Annotated in this window: 13 protein-coding genes, 2 tRNA genes and 1 rRNA gene; 4 read left to right on the forward strand and 12 right to left on the reverse strand. The window is 40.7% G+C overall.

The features are described from left to right. Nucleotides 1-215 precede the first annotated feature (215 nt). From QE382_RS17715 to QE382_RS17725, 3 genes are all read right to left on the reverse strand, one after another. Nucleotides 216-289, reverse strand: a tRNA-Ala gene (locus tag QE382_RS17715). Nucleotides 290-300: 11 nt separating this feature from the next. Then, a tRNA-Ile gene (locus QE382_RS17720) sits at nt 301-374 on the reverse strand. A 126-nt stretch (nt 375-500) separates the two neighbouring features. Next, nucleotides 501-2030 (reverse strand): 16S ribosomal RNA (locus QE382_RS17725). 1060 nt (nt 2031-3090) lie between these two features. On the opposite strand from QE382_RS17725, the gene QE382_RS17730 reads away from it, so the two are divergent. Continuing rightward, nucleotides 3091-4113, forward strand: coding sequence for a LacI family DNA-binding transcriptional regulator (locus QE382_RS17730; RefSeq protein WP_307187094.1), 1023 nt, complete (start codon nt 3091-3093; stop codon nt 4111-4113). A 140-nt stretch (nt 4114-4253) separates the two neighbouring features. On the opposite strand, the gene uxuA is transcribed toward QE382_RS17730, so the two are convergent. The 9 genes from uxuA to ettA form a co-directional block, all read right to left on the reverse strand. Next, the gene (gene uxuA, locus QE382_RS17735; protein WP_307187095.1) at nt 4254-5414 is read right to left on the reverse strand and encodes a mannonate dehydratase; all 1161 of its coding nucleotides are present in this window, start codon (nt 5412-5414) and stop codon (nt 4254-4256) included. A gap of 12 nt (nt 5415-5426) precedes the next feature. Beyond that, a complete protein-coding gene (locus QE382_RS17740; RefSeq protein WP_307187096.1) occupies nt 5427-6245 on the reverse strand; it encodes an SDR family oxidoreductase in 819 nt (272 codons plus the stop codon). 105 nt (nt 6246-6350) lie between these two features. Continuing rightward, entirely contained in the window at nt 6351-6512 is a 162-nt protein-coding gene (gene ccoS / locus QE382_RS17745; RefSeq protein ID WP_307187097.1) for a cbb3-type cytochrome oxidase assembly protein CcoS, read from the reverse strand. Between the two features lie 5 nt (nt 6513-6517). Beyond that, nucleotides 6518-8911, reverse strand: coding sequence for a heavy metal translocating P-type ATPase (locus QE382_RS17750; protein ID WP_307187098.1), 2394 nt, complete (start codon nt 8909-8911; stop codon nt 6518-6520). Between the two features lie 9 nt (nt 8912-8920). After that, nucleotides 8921-10291 carry an oxygen-independent coproporphyrinogen III oxidase gene (hemN, locus tag QE382_RS17755; protein ID WP_307187099.1) on the reverse strand — a complete coding sequence of 457 codons (1371 nt, stop codon included), beginning with the start codon at nt 10289-10291 and terminating at the stop codon, nt 8921-8923. A gap of 1 nt (nt 10292) precedes the next feature. Next, entirely contained in the window at nt 10293-10709 is a 417-nt protein-coding gene (locus QE382_RS17760; RefSeq protein ID WP_209579136.1) for a Rossmann-fold NAD(P)-binding domain-containing protein, read from the reverse strand. A gap of 233 nt (nt 10710-10942) precedes the next feature. Beyond that, nucleotides 10943-12010, reverse strand: a complete 1068-nt coding sequence (locus QE382_RS17765) for a response regulator (RefSeq protein WP_307187100.1) — start codon at nt 12008-12010, stop codon at nt 10943-10945. A 68-nt stretch (nt 12011-12078) separates the two neighbouring features. After that, nucleotides 12079-13263 (reverse strand): PAS domain-containing sensor histidine kinase, encoded by a 1185-nt coding sequence (locus QE382_RS17770; protein ID WP_307187101.1) that lies wholly within the window; start codon nt 13261-13263, stop codon nt 12079-12081. Nucleotides 13264-13272: 9 nt separating this feature from the next. Next, complete coding sequence (ettA, locus tag QE382_RS17775) at nt 13273-14955, reverse strand: energy-dependent translational throttle protein EttA (RefSeq protein ID WP_307187102.1); 1683 nt, start codon at nt 14953-14955, stop codon at nt 13273-13275. Nucleotides 14956-15139: 184 nt separating this feature from the next. Between ettA and QE382_RS17780 the strand changes: the two genes are divergently transcribed. From QE382_RS17780 to QE382_RS17790, 3 genes are all read left to right on the forward strand, one after another. Continuing rightward, a complete protein-coding gene (locus QE382_RS17780) occupies nt 15140-17665 on the forward strand; it encodes an ATP-dependent Clp protease ATP-binding subunit (RefSeq protein ID WP_293953631.1) in 2526 nt (841 codons plus the stop codon). A gap of 109 nt (nt 17666-17774) precedes the next feature. After that, a complete protein-coding gene (locus tag QE382_RS17785; protein ID WP_307187103.1) occupies nt 17775-19169 on the forward strand; it encodes a hypothetical protein in 1395 nt (464 codons plus the stop codon). A gap of 127 nt (nt 19170-19296) precedes the next feature. Next, on the forward strand, nt 19297-19725 hold the full coding sequence (locus tag QE382_RS17790; protein ID WP_307187104.1) for a hypothetical protein: 429 nt from the start codon (nt 19297-19299) through the stop codon (nt 19723-19725). Nucleotides 19726-19749: the final 24 nt, after the last annotated feature.

Below are 19749 nucleotides of genomic sequence, written 5' to 3' on the forward strand. Positions count from 1 at the left end.
CTTTTGCTACTATGCGGCTGCTTTTGATATATATACCCGTATGCTACGTAAAGATTCGTTCGGCCTGGACCGAGGGTCTCCTCTCTACATCGAACACATACACGTATTGTCTCTATACTGTTGTCTTCTCTTGTAATTTTTTTTCTCTTTCAATATGTCAAAGAACTCTTTTTCCGGTATAGTTGAAGTATATCTTTTATACTTCCCCGGAGATGTGGAGAATAACGGATTCGAACCGTTGACCCCCTGCGTGCAAGGCAGGTGCTCTAGCCAGCTGAGCTAATTCCCCTTAACTTTTCGTAGTCCCGAGCAGATTTGAACTGCTGACCCCTACATTATCAGTGTAGTGCTCTAACCAACTGAGCTACGGGACTAGCTATTTCCTGTTCATCTATCTCTCTCGGTCCTGCTCCCTTCGGGGCGGGCACTTTCTTCTGATGTTTTTTTTCTTCTTATTCAATCATATGTAACGTGACGAGTACCGATCCGCGATACTCTAGAAAGGAGGTATTCCAGCCGCACCTTCCGGTACGGCTACCTTGTTACGACTTAGCCCCAATTATCGGTTTTACCCTAACACGCTCCTTGCGGTAACATGCTTTAGGTACCCCCAACTTTCATGGCTTGACGGGCGGTGTGTACAAGGCCCGGGAACGTATTCACCGCGTCATTGCTGATACGCGATTACTAGCGAATCCAACTTCATGGGGTCGAGTTGCAGACCCCAATCCGAACTGTGAATGGCTTTTAGAGATTAGCATCATATTGCTATGTAGCTGCCCGCTGTACCATCCATTGTAGCACGTGTGTAGCCCCGGACGTAAGGGCCATGATGACTTGACGTCGTCCCCACCTTCCTCACTGTTTGCACAGGCAGTCTGTTTAGAGTCCCCACCATGACATGCTGGCAACTAAACATAGGGGTTGCGCTCGTTGCGGGACTTAACCCAACACCTCACGGCACGAGCTGACGACAGCCATGCAGCACCTAGTTTCGTGTCCCGAAGGACGGATGCGTCTCTGCATCCTTCACTAACTTTCAAGCCCGGGTAAGGTTCCTCGCGTATCATCGAATTAAACCACATGCTCCTCCGCTTGTGCGGGCCCCCGTCAATTCCTTTGAGTTTCACCCTTGCGGGCGTACTCCCCAGGTGGATAACTTAACGCTTTCGCTGGGACGCTGGCTGTCTATCGCCAACATCGAGTTATCATCGTTTAGGGCGTGGACTACCAGGGTATCTAATCCTGTTCGATCCCCACGCTTTCGTGCATCAGCGTCAATACCAGCTTAGTGAGCTGCCTTCGCAATCGGAGTTCTAAGACATATCTATGCATTTCACCGCTACTTGTCTTATTCCGCCCACTTCAAATGGATTCAAGCCCGTCAGTATCAAAGGCACTGCGATGGTTGAGCCACCGTATTTCACCCCTGACTTAACAGGCCGCCTACGCACCCTTTAAACCCAATAAATCCGGATAACGCTCGGATCCTCCGTATTACCGCGGCTGCTGGCACGGAGTTAGCCGATCCTTATTCTTCCAGTACATTCAGCCAGATACTCGTATCTGGGGTTATTCCTGGACAAAAGCAGTTTACAACCCATAGGGCAGTCATCCTGCACGCGGCATGGCTGGTTCAGGCTTCCGCCCATTGACCAATATTCCTTACTGCTGCCTCCCGTAGGAGTCTGGTCCGTGTCTCAGTACCAGTGTGGGGGATTCTCCTCTCAGAGCCCCTAGACATCGTCGCCTTGGTAAGCCGTTACCCTACCAACTAGCTAATGTCACGCGAGCCCATCTCTATCCTATAAATATTTAATATCTAACCGATGCCGGTCAAATATATTATGCGGTCTTAATCTCTCTTTCGAGAGGCTATCCCCCTGATAGAGGTAGGTTGCTCACGCGTTACGCACCCGTGCGCCACTCTCACCATCTTCGAGCAAGCTCTCCGATGGATCCCGTCCGACTTGCATGTATTAGGCCTGCCGCTAGCGTTCATCCTGAGCCAGGATCAAACTCTCCATTGTAAAATGAAGTTTTTGATTCCAACTATTTATAAATAATCAGAATTCTTTTTTTATATCTCTGATCTTGGATCGAATGGAACAATTACTTGAATTTGTTCATGACTTTCGTTTGTCTACTCGTCACGCTTACATGATTGTGTTTTCTTAAAGAACTTTGTCGCTTCAACTTCCGTATCCGCTATATTCCGATGGCATTGCGCCGTCTTTATCTTTTTTGTTTTCCCTCCGTTTCAGTTGGGACTGCAAAGGTAGAAATCTTTTCTGAACTTCCAAAAACTTTTTGAAGTTTTTTTCTTTTCTTTTTTTCGATTTCCGCGTTTAACTCACATTAAACCCTTCTTTTTTCAAGGTTTCTTCTCTCGAAGCAACCGTTCCTCCCTTGCGGAGTGGTGCAAAGATAGGAAGTTTACAAACAAACTTCCAAGCCTTTTGTTCTTATTTATTTCATTTTGGGCATAACTACCTGGAAGGATGGGAGATTCTTTTTCATATGGGGTCTCCCGGAGCGATATTGCAGGGACGGATGGCCGGTGAAAGGTTCTGCGGGCAGGGGACTACAGCGAGGTATCTTTCACAGGTTGTATGCAGCAGGCAGCGCCGAGCTAAACGTAAACGGCCTGCCGAATTGGTCGTATAGGGCAGCCGGCAGCTGTGCTATCACGGAATGACTGCAGAAGTCGAAGTATGTGGAAAGGCACACCGCCGGGGCTCATGTCCGGTATCTTGCCCAGGTTGTATGCTGCAGGCAGCGCCGAGCTGAATGTAAACGGCCGCAAACATGGTCGTATCGGGCGGCCAATGCAGGGCATTTAAACCTACATCATATCATAGGTTAGTTTAGGGTTTAGTTAGGGTTAGTTTAGGTTTAGTATAGGTATAAGCTATACTAAACCTAACTTAAGGCTAAGCTATAGGGAAACAAAAACTATACTAAGGGATAAGAAGGTGGTAACGGTGTATTGCGTAACATGCCTGCTACAGAGTAATAATGCAAGCATATAAAAAGGCTTATATATATATTTTTATGTAGATTTATCTTTTTAAAATAACCAACAAAGCGATGAGCAGAACTACCCTGAAAGATATAGCATTGGCACTCAATATTTCTGTTTCTACTGTTTCCAAAGCATTATCGGAAAGTTATGAAATAAGTGAAGCCACTAAAAAGATCGTTCAGGAATATGCCAAAAAGCATAATTTCCAACCAAATAAGTTGGCAAGAAGCTTAAAAATAGGAAAGTCCAACACCATAGGAGTTATCGTATCCAATATCAGCAATACATTCGTTTCACAAATTTTGGATGGGATCCAAATAGCCTCTCAGCAAACCGTGTATGATGTTATCTTCATGCAAAGCCGGGAAGACGAACGGATTGAGAAAAATTGTATTGACGTCTTGCGTATGCGTGGAATTGATGGCTTAATGATAGCTCCGGTATCTTCAGATTCAAATATTGATGAACTAAAAGCATTGATAAAATCTCAGATACCAGTTGTTATCTTTGATCGTATCAACCACCAGCTTGATACATTTAAGGTGGGTGTCAATAATTTTCAAGGCGCCTACAATGCCACAAAGCATCTCACCGAGCAGGGTAAAAAAAGTATATTGCATATTACGGGAAAGAACTTGGGTGTGGCAACCGAACGGTTAAATGGCTTTATATCTGCTTTATCAGACGCGGGAATTCCTTTTGATAATAAACACCATATTGAATGTAGTTTGAATAACACCAAAGATATAGACCAAACAATCCGAGAAGTTTTGCTAAAAGAATGTATTGAAAACAAAAATATCGATGCAATTTTCGGTGCTACAGATGTTATTACAACCCGGACGTTGGGTATTTTGGCCGATCTTCAGATCCAGGTTCCTTCTGAGGTAGCTGTAATTGGCTTTTCAAATACACAAATTGCAGCTTCATTAAATCCGGCACTATCCACAGTTGTACAGCCGGCAATAGAAATTGGGGAACTAGCGACAAACAAACTAATCGCCACAATTAATCAAACAAGACCAATACATGAATTTGAAACGATTGAGCTCCCGACACAGCTTATTATTCGCAAATCTTCCCTATAATGTTTGCCATTATAGTGTTTGTCCACATAATTAAAATAAAAGTAGGAAAATAAGAGGTAAGCGCCCCTATTTTCCGACTGTCATTGCGTCTGATCTAAATTACCGCATAAGATCGCTAATCTTTACGTGAATTATTGGCATCATTCACCAATAATACCATATTCTAAACCCCGCAATTCAGCTAGCCCTCTCAGTCTTCCAATCGCAGAGTATCCGGGATTTGTCACCTTATTTAGGTCATCCAGCATTTGATGACCATGATCTGGCCTGAATGGAATAGCTATCGACCTCACTTGGTTTTCAGCAACCAATATCTTCATAATTTTATACATATTGACATCACCATCCAAATGGTCTGCTTCGTAAAAACTCCCGATTGCATCCTTCTTTACATTACGTAAGTGAACAAAGTTTACACGCCCTTTGATTTTTTCTAGGATAGCTGGCAAATCGTTTGTCTGACTGGCACCCAATGATCCTGTGCAGAAACAAACACCATTGAATTGCTGTGGAACTGCATGCAGAAAGTAGTCAAAATCTTCGCCGTTACTGGCAATGCGTGGTAAACCTAAAATAGGATACGGTGGATCATCCGGATGGATGGTCATACATATACCGTTCTCCTCACAAGCTGATGCAATACCCTGAAGGAAATAGATTAAATTATTGCGTAGACCTTCTTTTCCAATATGTTTATAGGTATTAAGGCTCGCTTTCAATGCGTCCAATTCCACACTTTTTTCTCCGGGGATTCCCATTAAAACAACATTTGCCAATTCCTGCTTTTGCTGTTCAGAAATCTCATCATATCGTAAAGTCGCCTGTTTGACAACATCTTCTGGATATGCAGACCTAGCTTCATCACGTTTTAATATAAATATATCAAAGAGAGCCAGATCAATCCAGTCAAAATATAAGGCTTTTGAACCATCGGCCATGGTTAAATCCAATTGAGTACGTGTCCAATCCAGCACGGGCATAAAATTATAGCAAATCGTCTTGATACCGCATTTCGCCAGATTAGCCAACGTCGTATTATATTTTTGAAGATACTCATCCACCTTTGCCCCTTTTGTCTTGATTTCCTCATGTACCGTCACACTTTCCACCACAGACCAAGTAAGACCAGCTTCTTCAATAATGCGTTTCCTTTCTTGAATATCTGCCAATGGCCATACATCACCGTGTGGAATATGATGTAGGGCTGTCACAATACCAGTTGCTCCAGCCTGTTTAATATCCTGTAAAGATACGGGGTCATTTGGACCATACCAACGCCATGTTTGTTCTAGTTTTCTCATCTTAAAATTCAATTATACGCCGCACCATGCATTAAAACCGCCATCTACAAAAACAGTTTCGCCTGTTACAAAAGCTGATGCATCGCTCAATAGATAGATTAAAGTTCCTTTTAACTCACGGGGGTCGCCCAAACGATTATAAGGAGTTCCACTAAGAATACGTTTGGTACGATCGCTATACGTACCGTCGGGGTTAATCAATAAATTTTTGTTTTGCTTGGTTAAGAATACTCCGGGCGCAATTGCATTGACACGAACCTGATCACCATAACGCTGTGCAAGTTCAGTTGCCATCCATTTTGTATAACCATCGATTCCATGTTTGGCCACAGTATAGCCCAAAACACGTGTAAAAGGACGGCTGGCTGTAAGGGATGAAATATTTACAATGGTTCCCTTTCCGCTCTCCGCAATCACACGGCCGATAATATGGGTAGGAATCATCGTACCATACAGGTTAAGCTCAATGGCTTTGATGGTATCCTGAATATTGCTGGCAAACAGATCTTGATCGGCACCGATTGTTGCACCTGGAATATTACCGCCAACCGCGTTAACTAAGGCGTCTATTCTCCCCCACCTTTGCAACACTTCATCCTTCGCCCTGATGACATCCTGTTCGTTCATGATGTCTACTTCCACAAATAGAGCTTCTCCGCCTAGGGACTCCACTTGCTGAACACGCTCTACACCGATCTGTCCATTACGTCCCAAGATTGCGACCTTGGCCTCTGCCTCGGCTAATGCCTCCACAAATGCCTCGCCTAAAATTCCTGTACCGCCCGTAATTACAACTACCTTATCTTTTAATGAAAATGGGTTATTATGCATAAATTTTAATTCAAATTGGTATTTACTCCCAATTTTATTGATAATAACCTTAAATACAAAGAAAAGTAATTGATTTAATTACGATAACGTTTTAGTTACGTCACCCTATTTTTCTTCGCCTTCTGTCATTTCATCATCAAACAGAATCCGAATAGCAGGTGTATAGGTATCATTATGCTGACCGGTTTTATTGGCCCAGAAAAAAGCACAGAGAAAAATCAAAGCCAACAAAACACTACAACCAATCAAAATATACATTATTTCCATAACAATTAGAGTTTACGGCGTTTGGCATACCATCTCGTCATGAGACTTGTAAAGGAGATAATCGTTACCGTACTGATTGGCATTAGAATCGCCGCAAATAATGGCGACATAATACCTTGCACGGCAAAGCTCAAACCAATTATATTATATAAAAGAGATATTCCAAAGCTCATATGTATTACTTTCACCGCATCTTTACTAAAAGCAAAGAAATTCGGCAGTTTTGAAAACGACTCCCCATCCAGTATCGCATCGCAACCTGGGGAGAAGTTATTGATATCATCACTCACAGCGATGCCCAGATTCGCTTTACGCAGTGCCCCTGCATCATTAAGGCCGTCACCAATCATGCAGACCTGCTTTCCGTCTGCCTGGAAATTTTGAATTATTTTCAGTTTTTCCATAGGTGATTGATTAAAAAGCAAACTTGCATTGGACGGAAAAATGAGCTGCAATGCATCCAGGCGTCTATCATTATCACCTGAGATTAAATGGAGTTGATAATTTATTTTAAAATCTTCTATCAGCGCCGAAAGACCATCCCGCCAGGATTGCTCCATACTAAAGTATCCTTTTAGCTCGCCGCCTATACGAACAAAAACCACCGACCCATCTGTTTTAATAGGTCCGATATCAAGAAAGCCTCCGCTACCGATTCTAATTTCATTGCCATTTACCTTGGCTTGCATCCCCTTTCCGGGAAATTCCTTAAATTCCTGTACTGCAATAATGGAAGAGACGTTGAGCCACTTGACAATTTCGCGGCTCAATGGATGGCTGGAATTTCTACAAACAGCATTCAGCAACTCTTTGTCGACTGCTGAAAGGCTACCTTCGAAATAAATTGAGGTTGCCTTGGGGGATGATATTGTACCAGTCTTATCGAACACCAAGGTATCAATCGTTGCCATTTGTTCAATGGCAGCAGTATTTTTTACATAGAATTTATTTCGATCAAATACACTTAAAGCCGCAGAAAGGGTAAATGGAGAGCTCAACGCCAACGCACATGGACATGCGATAATCAATACCGCCGTAAAAGCTCCCCAAGCCCTGCTTGCATCTCCACCAACAGCCCAAAATAGTGCTGCCAATAGTGCAATAGCCAATAAAACAACAGTAAAATATTTACTTATAAAGTTGACAAAAGTCTGAAAATGCTTGTCATAATCTTTATAATTATCATTATTCCACAATTTCGTCAAATACGATTGTGAAATAGGTTTGACGACTTCAAGTTCTATCGCTTCGCCGGTCTGACGTCCGCCTGCATAGATAATTTCACCCAAGGTTTTGCTCATGGGGCTTGATTCTCCGGTCACAAAACTAAAATCGATTGCAGCATCCCCTTTTAAAAGCATGGCATCCGCTGGTATAATTTCATTGTTCCGAACTAAAATACGGTCACCGATATGCACATCGGCCAGTTGTACGGGTTTGTCACCAGATTCAGTTAAGACAGTTACTGCAACAGGAAAATAACTGCGGTAATCCCGTTCAAACGAGATATGATAATAGGTCCGTTGTTGTACCCATTTTCCGATCAATATAAAGAATACAAGACTACAGAGTGTATCTGTAAAACCTGCGCCCGTCTGCGTTATCACTTCAAAAGCAGAACGCAAAAACAATACAAGAATCCCGAGGGCCAACGGCACATCCAGATTCAAACGTCTTTGTTTCAGACTCAGGTAAGCCGATTTAAAATAGTCCGATGCACAATACAATAAGACAGGAATACCAAAAGCAAGGTTTATATAACCAAAGAAATTAGCATATTCCTTTTCAAAACTCCCCATTCCAAAATAATCGGGAAAGCTGAATAGCATTGAGTTTCCAAAACAGAAACCGGCAACAGCAATTTTTGCGACCAAAGGATTCAGATTGTTTCGATTCCCTTCCTTCACAACATCCTGCAAGGTGATTTTAGGATCATAACCGATATTGACCAGAAGATAAACAAGGTCTTTCAATGGCAGCTCGTTGTGGTTGAATGTAATGCTCGCCTGTTTCTTCATAAAGTCCACGCGGGACTGCAGTACACTGGGATTGAGTTTATATAAATTTTCCAGCAACCAGATACAGGAGCTACAGTGAATAGCTGGAATATAAAAAGTGATGATGGTCATCTTATCATCTTTATAATCCACTAATTTACTGGCAATCTGTGGTTCATCCAGATAAGAAAAATCTTCGTGCTTAGATTTGTTCGACTTGCCAGGATGCTGATTATAGCGATAATATTGTTGCATACCACTGTCATTCAGCACCTGATATACAGTCTGACATCCCAGGCAGCAAAAGTCATGATGATCTAGTCGATAGCCCGTTTCCTCGATTTTATCACCACAATGGAAACATTTTTCTGCCAGTTGTACCTCTTCCTTGAGCTCCGCCATACCTTTGTTCTAAATTGCTTGACTAAATAACTGATTTCGTGTCCTTGAGCGCAGTAATCGCTGGTCAAAGGCCATGCAGATATTTCTTAAAAAAGATCGACCGACAGCAGTACACGCTATAAGATCGCCCGTTATCACTACCAAACCGTCTGCTACGAGCTCGGATAATTCCTCTTTAATTTGTCTGTTCAGCAGCTCCCCTTCCTGCAACTGCACTTTACCTTTGCACATCATATCTAAGATATAACGTCTTACAATGAGGTCCTCTTCATTAAGTAAATGTCCCTTTACAACGGGCAACTCGCCTGTGTCAATGAGCTTATGATATTCCTCTACCGTCTTTACGTTTTGAGCAAATGCACCCCAGGCGTCACTGATTGAAGAAACCCCAATACCGATAAGCAAGGGGCTAAACCGATCGGCATAGCCCATAAAATTACGGTGCAATCTTTCCTGTTGAAAGGCGATAAATAACTCGTCTTCTTTTTTCGCAAAATGATCCATACCGACATCTTCATAGCCATGTGCCAAAATCAATTTTTTCCCAAGGTTATAGAGAGCTAATTTGGCAGCACCACTGGGCAGGTCCGCTTCGGTATAATGCCGTTGACCAGGTTTTATCCAAGGTACATGCGCATAGCTATAAAAGGAAATCCGATCGGGGCTTAGCCGCATTGCTTTTTGTATCGTATCTTCTACCGTAAACAGTGTTTGCTTAGGCAGTCCATAGATCAAGTCGAAGTTAATGGAGTCAAATCCAATTTTTCGCGCATTCAACATAACCAATTCCACTTCTTCCAATGTTTGTTGCCTGTTAATCACAAATTGGACAAGAGGATCAAAATCCTGTATACCCAAACTGAGCCTGCGGAATCCCAAATTGAATAAAGTTTCTAAATGAGTGACTGTCGTGTTGGCAGGATGAGCTTCAAAGGAGAATGAGCTGTCTGGGGCCACATCTGCGAGTTTGAGAATCCCTTCGATAAGCATCTTCAGATTATCCGGGTCAAAAAAGGTCGGTGTCCCTCCTCCCAAATGTATCTCTGCCAGCACTGGCCTTTCGCCATTAAATAAAGCGACATACATCTCCCATTCCTTCAAAAGAGATGCGATATAGGGCTCTTCAACACGATGATTTTTTGTGATACGGGTGTTACATCCGCAATAGGTACATAGGCTTTCACAAAAAGGAAGGTGGATATATAAACTAATCCCTTTGTCTTTTGAGTGCTGAAATGTCTGGTACACTTGAGCTGTCCAAGCCGCGCTAGAAAATGTTGTGTTATCCCAAAAAGGAACAGTAGGATAACTTGTATAGCGCGGTGCTGCTACGTTATATTTCTGTACCAAATCTTCCATTTTAACTTGCGTTGTCATCATTCTATTTTAGTTTTTTAGCACAGTCGTCTAAACAACAACAGGCTTTTCCCACACATTTTTCTATCCCCCATAGGTTGAGATTCCGAACAGTTTGCTCAGCCAATCCCTTTGGACTCTGATCTTCAAATGGAGCATTGGCAATCTGTATATTCAGATCTCCAGCCTTTGCCAGATCAATATGAGTAGTATCCTTACTTCTGGTCATAATCTTATTGATTCCTAATCCTTTTAAATTAAGTAGCATGCTCTCGTCCAAAATATCGCTCACGGAAATCACTACCGCATCCTTTCCACGCGCATAGTTCTGTGTTTCCGCATTTAACCCATTTGAAATCAAAGTCAAATCATGTTGTTTGGCATTCGCTAGTGCCCAAAACTCTTTTTCAAATGATCTTACATTATATACTACTACTTTCATCCTGATTCTACAAGCACCAATTAAGGTTTATCCTAAGAACAAAAGTAAATCATGCATAAGCGCAAAACCATGATACAGCACCACACCTTAAAATGATATTTATCACAATTCGCAAATGCCTCTGGATATAAAGCTTTATTCTGAGCAACAATTTGCCCCTTTAAAGAAAAGGCGTGTTCAGAACAAACTGAACACGCCTTTAACATATTGTTATTAAATCTTCCTTTCTTTACCTACTGTTTCACCTCCCGAAGGTTCTTGATCGAATTGATATATATTTTACCTTTTTCTTTCGATATTAATTTTTCTTCTTTAAAATCTGAAAGCATACGGGAAACTGTTTCATTTGCAGTGCCTGCGATTGAAGCCAAACCATCCCTTGTCACATCAATTGAACACGTATTGACGGCATTCACATCGATACCACTTTTCTCGGCAACACTGAGTAGCGCATTGGCGACACGTTTACGGACAGAGTGATAGGCAAACCCGAGCAATTGCTCTTCCTTTTCACGTAAATCGACAGAAAGAAGCTTAATAAACTTACTGGCTATTGCCGGTTTTTTCCAAAGCAACTCCAAAAAGCTATCTTTGGGGATCAGCACAATTTCACTTGGTTCAACCGCTTCAGCATAGTCTTCGTAATTATCATTCAACAAGATAGAGGCATAACCAAAGTAATTCCCCGCAATGAAAATACCTGTAGACAGCTCTCTTCCATCTTTATATGACTTAAAGCTACGCACCTGACCAGATTTCACAAAATAGACATAGGTTGGCGAATCATCTTTTTCATAAATAGATTGCTTTTTCTTCACTGTCTTTACACGTGAATTAACAATGAGTTCCTGCAGCAACAGGACTTGCTCATCGGCGTTCAAACTAAAATCTCCCTCTTGAGGGATATCTGCTGCGAGCTGTTCATGTCTTTTAAGGCGTACATCTATAGCGTTCATCAATTCGACATCATCAAAAGGTTTCGTCAAATAATCGTCTGCTCCCATCTCCATCGCTTTACGCATGTCTGCACGCTCCGCTTTTGCAGTTAGAAAAATGAATGGGATTTTAGCTGTACTTTCAATTTTACTAAGCATAAATAACACCCCATATCCATCCAGCTCGGGCATCATGATGTCGCAGAGAATCAAATCAGGAATATGCTTCGTCGCCAAGTCAACTCCAATACGGCCATTTTCGGCCGTAATGACATCATACCTACCTGTCAACTCCAATATTTCGGTAGTTCCCTCCCGGATGTCAATATTATCTTCAATAATTAGAATTGTCTTTTTACTTCTCATCTGTAATTAGTTATTCTATCTTCTTTATGTTTGAAACGTTTATGCCTTGTTTTATTGCCAACTCCGCTTTATCTAAAACTCACCCGGAATGAGGTTCCCTTATGCACTTCAGACTCAAATTCCATCTGACCTTCCATGAGTTCTATATACCTTTTTACAATATTCAGTCCTAATCCGGTTCCGGGGATGTTACCTGTGTTATGTGCCCGAAAAAATGGCTCAAACAAATGAACCTGATCTTCTTCGGGTATTCCAATACCGTTATCTTTTACTGATATTGAGCAGCCTTCCTCGTCGATACACGTTGTAAACTCAATTAATGTATCCTCTCCTGAATATTTGATCGCATTGGAAATTAGGTTGACCAAAGCATTTTTCAACAAATTAGAGTCTAAGGTAAAATGGCCGATTTCTCCGGTATGTTGATAAACAATATGCTGATTTTTTTTACAGATCAACTGCATTTCCTCGGTGATTTCCTCAGCTAATTCGACCAAATTAATATATTGCTTATTCAACACAACAATACCAGTTTCAAGCTTCTCAAGGGAAAGAAAATCATTCAGAATACTCGTCAGCAATTGTACGGCCCCTTTGATCCTATTCGTATGTTTAATGATATTAACCTTATCATCCGGTCTGTCGGCATATTTTTCGATCAGAGAAGCAGATAGTTGAACGGAACTCAAAGGGGTGCGAAACTCATGTGAAGCCATTGACACAAAACGAGATTTCAGCTGACTCAATTCAATTTCTTTTTCCAGGGATTTAGAAACTTCTGCTTTGGCCTTTTCCAGTTCGGAAACTAAAGAAATCAGATCACTCGTACGTTCGCTAACTTTATTCTCAAGTTCTACCGCATGCTGTCTGAGCATATCCTCGGCAGCTTTCTCACGCGTTAAGTCATGAATAAATCCAGTAAAGATATTTTTGTCCTTCAACCAGACTTCACTCACAGCCAATCGGAATGGAAATGTTTCGCCACTCTTTTTAAGCCCCATCACTTCGCGCCCAATGCCAATGATTTTTTTGTGGCCGGTAGTCTGATAGTTATGAATATAGGTATCATGATTACCACGATCTGGCTCAGGCATCAACATGGAGACATTGTGTCCGATCACCTCTTCCGAGTGATATCCAAAAAGTTCCAGAGCAGCAGGGTTAATACTTTCGATATTCCCCCTGTTGTCTATGGTAATAATGCCATCAATTGCATGATCAATTATAGCAGCTAACAGCCGTCCGCTTTCCATGATTTTATATTACTTTACCAGTTTTTTGTATTTAATGCGGTGCGGTGTCACGTCACCGATACGTTTTTTACGGTTTTCTTCATATTCAGTATAGTTACCTTCGAAGAAATAAACCTGTGAATCGCCTTCAAAAGCAAGGATATGGGTACAAATACGATCGAGGAACCATCTATCGTGGGAAATCACAACCGCACAACCACCAAAGTTTTCCAAACCTTCTTCCAGTGCCCGCAAGGTATTTACATCAATATCATTGGTTGGCTCATCGAGCAAGAGTACATTGGATCCCTCTTTAAGCGTAATGGCCAGGTGAACACGATTACGTTCTCCACCCGAAAGTACACCTACTTTCTTTTGTTGATCAGCACCATTAAAATTGAATTTAGAAACATAAGCTCTTGAGTTCACCGAGCGGTTACCCAGCATCATATTGTCACTGCCCCCTGTAATATTTTCCCAAACTGATTTTTCAGGGTCGAGGTCGTGGTGCATTTGGTCCACATAGCCCAATTTCACTGTTTCTCCGACCTTGAAAGAACCCGTATCGGGCGTTTCCTGTCCCGTAATGAGGCGGAACAAGGTGGTTTTACCGGCTCCATTTGGTCCAATAATCCCAACAATACCCGCGGGCGGCAACATAAAACTTAAATTTTCAAATAAAATACGATCACCATAAGCTTTAGAGATATTCGTTGCCTCAATGACCGAGTTACCCAGACGTGGTCCTGGAGGAATAAACAATTCCAATTTTTCTTCACGTTCTTTGGTCTCTTCGGAAGCTAATTTTTCATAGTTATGCAATCTAGCTTTTGATTTGGCATGACGAGCTTTTGGTGCCATACGAACCCATTCCAGCTCACGTTCGAGTGTTTTTTGCCGTTTGGTTTCTTGTTTTTCCTCCTGCGCCAGACGTTTTGCTTTTTGATCAAGCCAAGAGGAATAATTTCCTTTCCAAGGAATGCCTTCGCCACGATCCAATTCAAGGATCCATCCAGCAACATTATCCAAGAAATAGCGGTCGTGGGTAACGGCAATTACAGTTCCTTTATATTGTTTCAAGTGTTGCTCTAACCAATCAATTGATTCAGCATCCAAGTGGTTGGTCGGCTCATCCAGTAGTAACACATCCGGTTCCTGCAACAATAAACGACACAATGCTACACGTCTACGCTCACCACCTGACAAATTGACAATCTTTGCATCGGGTTCAGGGCAACGTAAGGCATCCATAGCTCTTTCCAATTTTGAATCAATTTCCCAAGCGTTGGTGGCATCAATTTTATCCTGAAGTTCTCCTTGTCTCGTCAATAACCTGTCCATCTCATCGGCGTTTTCATACACCTCTGGTAGGCCAAATTTCTCATTGATATCTTCGTATTCTTGCAATATTGCCGTAATTTCAGCAACACCTTCCTGTACCACTTCAAGCACAGTTTTCTCCAGATCCAATTGGGGCTCTTGTGCCAAATAACCCACAGAATACCCCGGGGAGAACACCACCTCGCCCTGATAAGATTTATCCAATCCAGCGATTATTTTCAATAGGGAGGATTTCCCTGATCCGTTCAAACCAATCACGCCAATCTTGGCACCATAGAAAAAAGATAAATAGATATTTTTTAGCACTTGTTTTTGAGGCGGATAGATTTTGTTGACACCCGCCATCGAAAAAATGATCTTCTCGTCTGACATAAAATTTAAAAAAATTCGAAAACTCTTGTTATATTAACATACAAATGTAATCTTTTATACTGACATTTTGGACGTATCAAGGTCATGGCTTAATTGTTGATGACATTATTTAAAATAATTTTAAGGTTAAAATGCAGAATTTACTACATTTATATATCCTTAATATAAAACAGAAAGGTATTCAATGGAAGCAAAATTTTCACCGCGCGTAAAGGATGTCATATCGTACAGTAGAGAGGAAGCTTTGAGATTGCGTCACGATTATATAGGAACGGAGCATTTATTGCTCGGTTTAATTCGTGAAGGCGATGGAATGGCGATAAAAATCCTTAAAAACATAGGCATTGACACGACAGCACTACGTCAATCTGTGGAAGACGCAGTGAAGGGAGCATCAGTTTCACGCGCTCCTATTGGCAACATGCCATTAACAAAACAGGCTGAAAAAGTTTTGAAGATTACTTATTTGGAAGCTAAAATATTCAAATCGGATATCATCGGAACGGAGCACCTATTATTGGCTATCTTACGAGATGAAGATAATATCGCTTCTCAGATTTTACAACAATACAATGTGACTTACGACATCTTCAAATCTGAGGTGGAGCAAAATAGAACTACTATTAAGGATGAGGCACCGGGCTCACCTACAGGCGATGATGATTTCGCTGAAGATGATCAGTATATTCAACCGAAAAAGGTTTCGGATATCAAATCTAAAACTCCAGTTTTGGACAACTTTGGCCGCGACTTGACTAAAGCTGCAGAAGAAGGTAAACTAGATCCCATTGTAGGTCGCGAGAAAGAAATTGAGCGCGTTTCTCAAATTTTATCGCGACGCAAGAAGAATAATCCCCTATTGATCGGTGAACCCGGAGTAGGTAAATCGGCGATTGCCGAAGGTCTTGCGCTTCGGATCGTTCAACGAAAGGTATCACGTGTATTATTCAATAAGCGTGTCGTCACATTGGATCTCGCATCCTTGGTTGCTGGCACCAAATATCGTGGTCAATTTGAGGAGCGTATGAAAGCGGTCATGAACGAACTGGAAAAATCACCGGATGTCATTTTATTTATCGACGAGATTCACACCATAGTAGGTGCAGGTGGAGCTTCAGGATCGTTAGATGCTTCCAACATGTTCAAACCGGCTTTGGCAAGAGGCGAAATTCAATGTATCGGTGCAACAACATTAGACGAATACCGTCAATACATTGAAAAAGATGGTGCTTTGGACCGCCGTTTCCAACGCGTAACCATTGAGCCGGCTACACATGACGAAACGGTTGAAATATTGAACCGTATCAAAGAGAAATATGAAGATCACCACAATGTGACTTATACAGCCGAAGCTATTGAAGCCTGTGTATCGTTAACAACCCGTTATATTACGGATAGGTTTTTACCAGATAAGGCAATCGATGCGTTAGACGAAGCGGGCTCTCGTGTGCATTTGAATAACATACATGTACCACAATCTATTATCGACATTGAAAATAAAATTGAAGAGGTCAAATTAGAGAAAAACAAGGTTGTTCGGAGTCAAAAATACGAAGAGGCAGCGAAGTTGCGTGATACAGAAAAGAAATTGATCGAAGAGCTTGAGAAAGAGAAAATAGCTTGGGAAGAAGAAACAAAATCTAAACGTTATACTGTTTCAGAGGAAAATGTTGCTGAAGTAGTGGCGATGATGACCGGTATTCCTGTGCAACGGGTTAGTCAGTCTGACGGTCAGAAACTGTTGAATATGGCGGAGCTGATGAAGGGAAGAATTATTGGTCAGGATGATGCCGTAGGTAAATTGGTGAAAGCGATCCAACGTACACGTGCAGGCTTAAAAGATCCTAAAAAACCAATTGGTTCCTTCATCTTCTTAGGTCCTACTGGTGTTGGTAAGACAGAATTAGCTAAAGAATTAGCGCGCTTCATGTTTGATACAGAAGATGCTCTGATCCAAATTGACATGAGCGAATACATGGAGAAATTTGCAGTATCTCGCCTTGTTGGAGCGCCTCCAGGATATGTTGGTTATGAAGAAGGTGGTCAATTGACTGAGAAAGTACGTCGTAAGCCTTATGCCGTTGTCTTATTGGATGAGATTGAGAAAGCGCATCCGGATGTATTCAATCTGTTGCTGCAGGTATTGGACGAAGGCCAATTGACTGACAGCTTAGGCCGCAAAGTGGACTTTCGAAACACTATTATTATTATGACTTCTAATATTGGTGCACGCCAATTGAAGGAATTTGGTCAAGGTGTGGGTTTCACTACTGCTGCAAAATCACAACAGTCTGATGCACATTCTCGTGGAGTGATTGAAACAGCTCTGAAAAGAGCCTTTGCACCAGAATTCTTGAACCGTATTGATGATGTGATTGTATTTAACTCATTGACAAAGGAAAATATCTTCAAAATCATCGATATTGAATTGAAGTCATTATTCAAGCGTATCGCAGATTTGGGTTATACCATCAATTTGACGGATGAAGCAAAAGATTTCATTGCGGATAAAGGTTACGACAGTAATTTTGGAGCACGTCCGTTAAAACGGGCAATCCAAAAGTATTTAGAAGATCCAATTGCGGAAGAAATCCTAAAAGGAACTGTGCAAACTGGTTCGGTTTTGACGGTGAGCATTAATCCTGAAACCAAAGATATTGAGGTTTCCAGTTCAGATTCTAAGTCTTCAAAAGATACTGCGGAGAAGTAATCACAAACGCATCCGCAAACAAAAGGTTTAAAATAAACGAAATTATTCGTTTATTTTAAACCTTTTTCTTTATATTTATGGTGGATTTTAAATTTAAATCACAATAATTATGAGAAAGAAACTTTATTTCACCTTCTTTTCATTGCTATCTTTGACATATAGCTGCCAAAAGGATAAAACGAGCAATCAAGAAACTAACCAAATCATTCAGGAATTCACCCAAGACAATTATCATACTTTTGCAAAGTCTCTCGCAAAAATAATTGATAACAAAGAAATTAAAGCGGCTTTAAAAGCTAAAGCCCTTGAAAAATTTGATGGGGATTATGATGTTTTAGTCAAAGATTTTGTTCTTGTAAAACTGAAAGATGGTAACTCGGTATTAGATTTGTTAACGGAACAGAATGAAGAAATCAGATCAATTATCGCTAATAACCCACTATTAACTATCTATGTTCCAGAGCTAACGATCTTCAGCGCTAATAATTGGGATACAGAAAAGACTACGCCAATTATTGCCATTAGAAACAATAAGGGAGGCAATAAGATATATGCATATAATACTCGTTTAAATATTATTGAATTGGACAAAAAAATTGAGCCCACAATTCCAACTATATTAGTTAAATCAAATGAAAGATTACCTTTTATCGATAACGAATCAGTTCAAATAGTTAATTCTAAACCTTTTAGCAAAATTGCATCAGACAGAACTGGTTCCGACAGATCGAAAGACATGGGTTTTGCTCCAAGGATAGAAGAAGCTATTTCGAAAGGTTTACCATTATCAAATATTAGAGATTATGTTTACTACGGACTTGATCCTAAGAATAATATCCTTAAGGGAGAACTAAATTCGCAAAATTATGCTGAGCATATTAGAGCAATTGAGTTAACTAGCAAAGCGGTATTAGATAAAATTGCTGATTGGGGAGAAGGAGATCTTGAAATTAAAATCACAGTGAATATTCCTCAAAGAGATGGAACTCCATTACAGATAAGTAAAGCTATATTTTGCAAAAAAACAGATTTGTATCAAGAGCCGACAAGTCGAAAAGAAGGATTTGTAAGGCTTTTTGTAGGGTTTGATCCTATTCAAATTGCTACGTGGGACAATTACAATTTAGGTAACTTATGGACTTTTCATGCAGAGGAGTTTGATGAAGGAGAAGAAAGAACAAGTACAGAAACTATTGAAAATACTTTTACAAAAGAAGGCGGAGGTTCATTTGAAGTTACGCTCAAAGAAATTTTTAAAATAGGATTATCTGGAAAAGTTTCCGAAGTTGAAAGAAAAACCACTACTTTCACAATGAAATCCACTAATAATTCTGACAATCTTTATGGTGCGATACTTAATTATTTAGAACCAATAGCCATTGCAGACGGAACTGGGAATTATAATCCTTATTACCTAAATACTGGAGCTATTAAAATCAGGGTAGAACCATATCCAACAGGTGGAATACCGCCAACAAACACAGGAGGAACAAGACCTAGATAAGTATTATTACATTATTTTAGAAAATGCACCTTTATGGTGCATTTTTTGTTATAAACAAAGTTGACGTTAAACTTTCGAACCATTTTATCGTCATATAATAAAAAATCTCACAAATAATACAAACAATATGAAAAGACTTTTATTCGCAGCACTAATTGGAACCGCAGCTTTGGTTTCATTCTCTTCTTGTAAAAAGGAGTATATCACGCAAGAGGTAAACGTTTTAGATGGAGTAACTTTCAGTACCAATGTAAAATCTTCCTCGTGGGCAGTTGACCAATCAGGATACTCTTTTTCAAACGAATTGGATTTTCCTGAATTAGATGCAAAGTATTTTAATTTTGGACATGTTGGAGTTGCTATATCATTCGATAATGATAAAGATTTTTTTATCAATATTCCTTCGGCCGTTGGACCTTATAATTACCGTGTTGAGTATAAAATTGGCAAAGTATATCTTTATGCAGATTATGTTGGGAATGATAATAAACCTGTTCGTCCAACAGACATGTTCGTCAAAGTCACATTAACAGATGCTACAAATGGTGGTAATTAATAAAAAAAGATCTCAGAATTCTGA

This window comes from Sphingobacterium zeae (assembly GCF_030818895.1).
GTDB lineage: Bacteria > Bacteroidota > Bacteroidia > Sphingobacteriales > Sphingobacteriaceae > Sphingobacterium > Sphingobacterium zeae.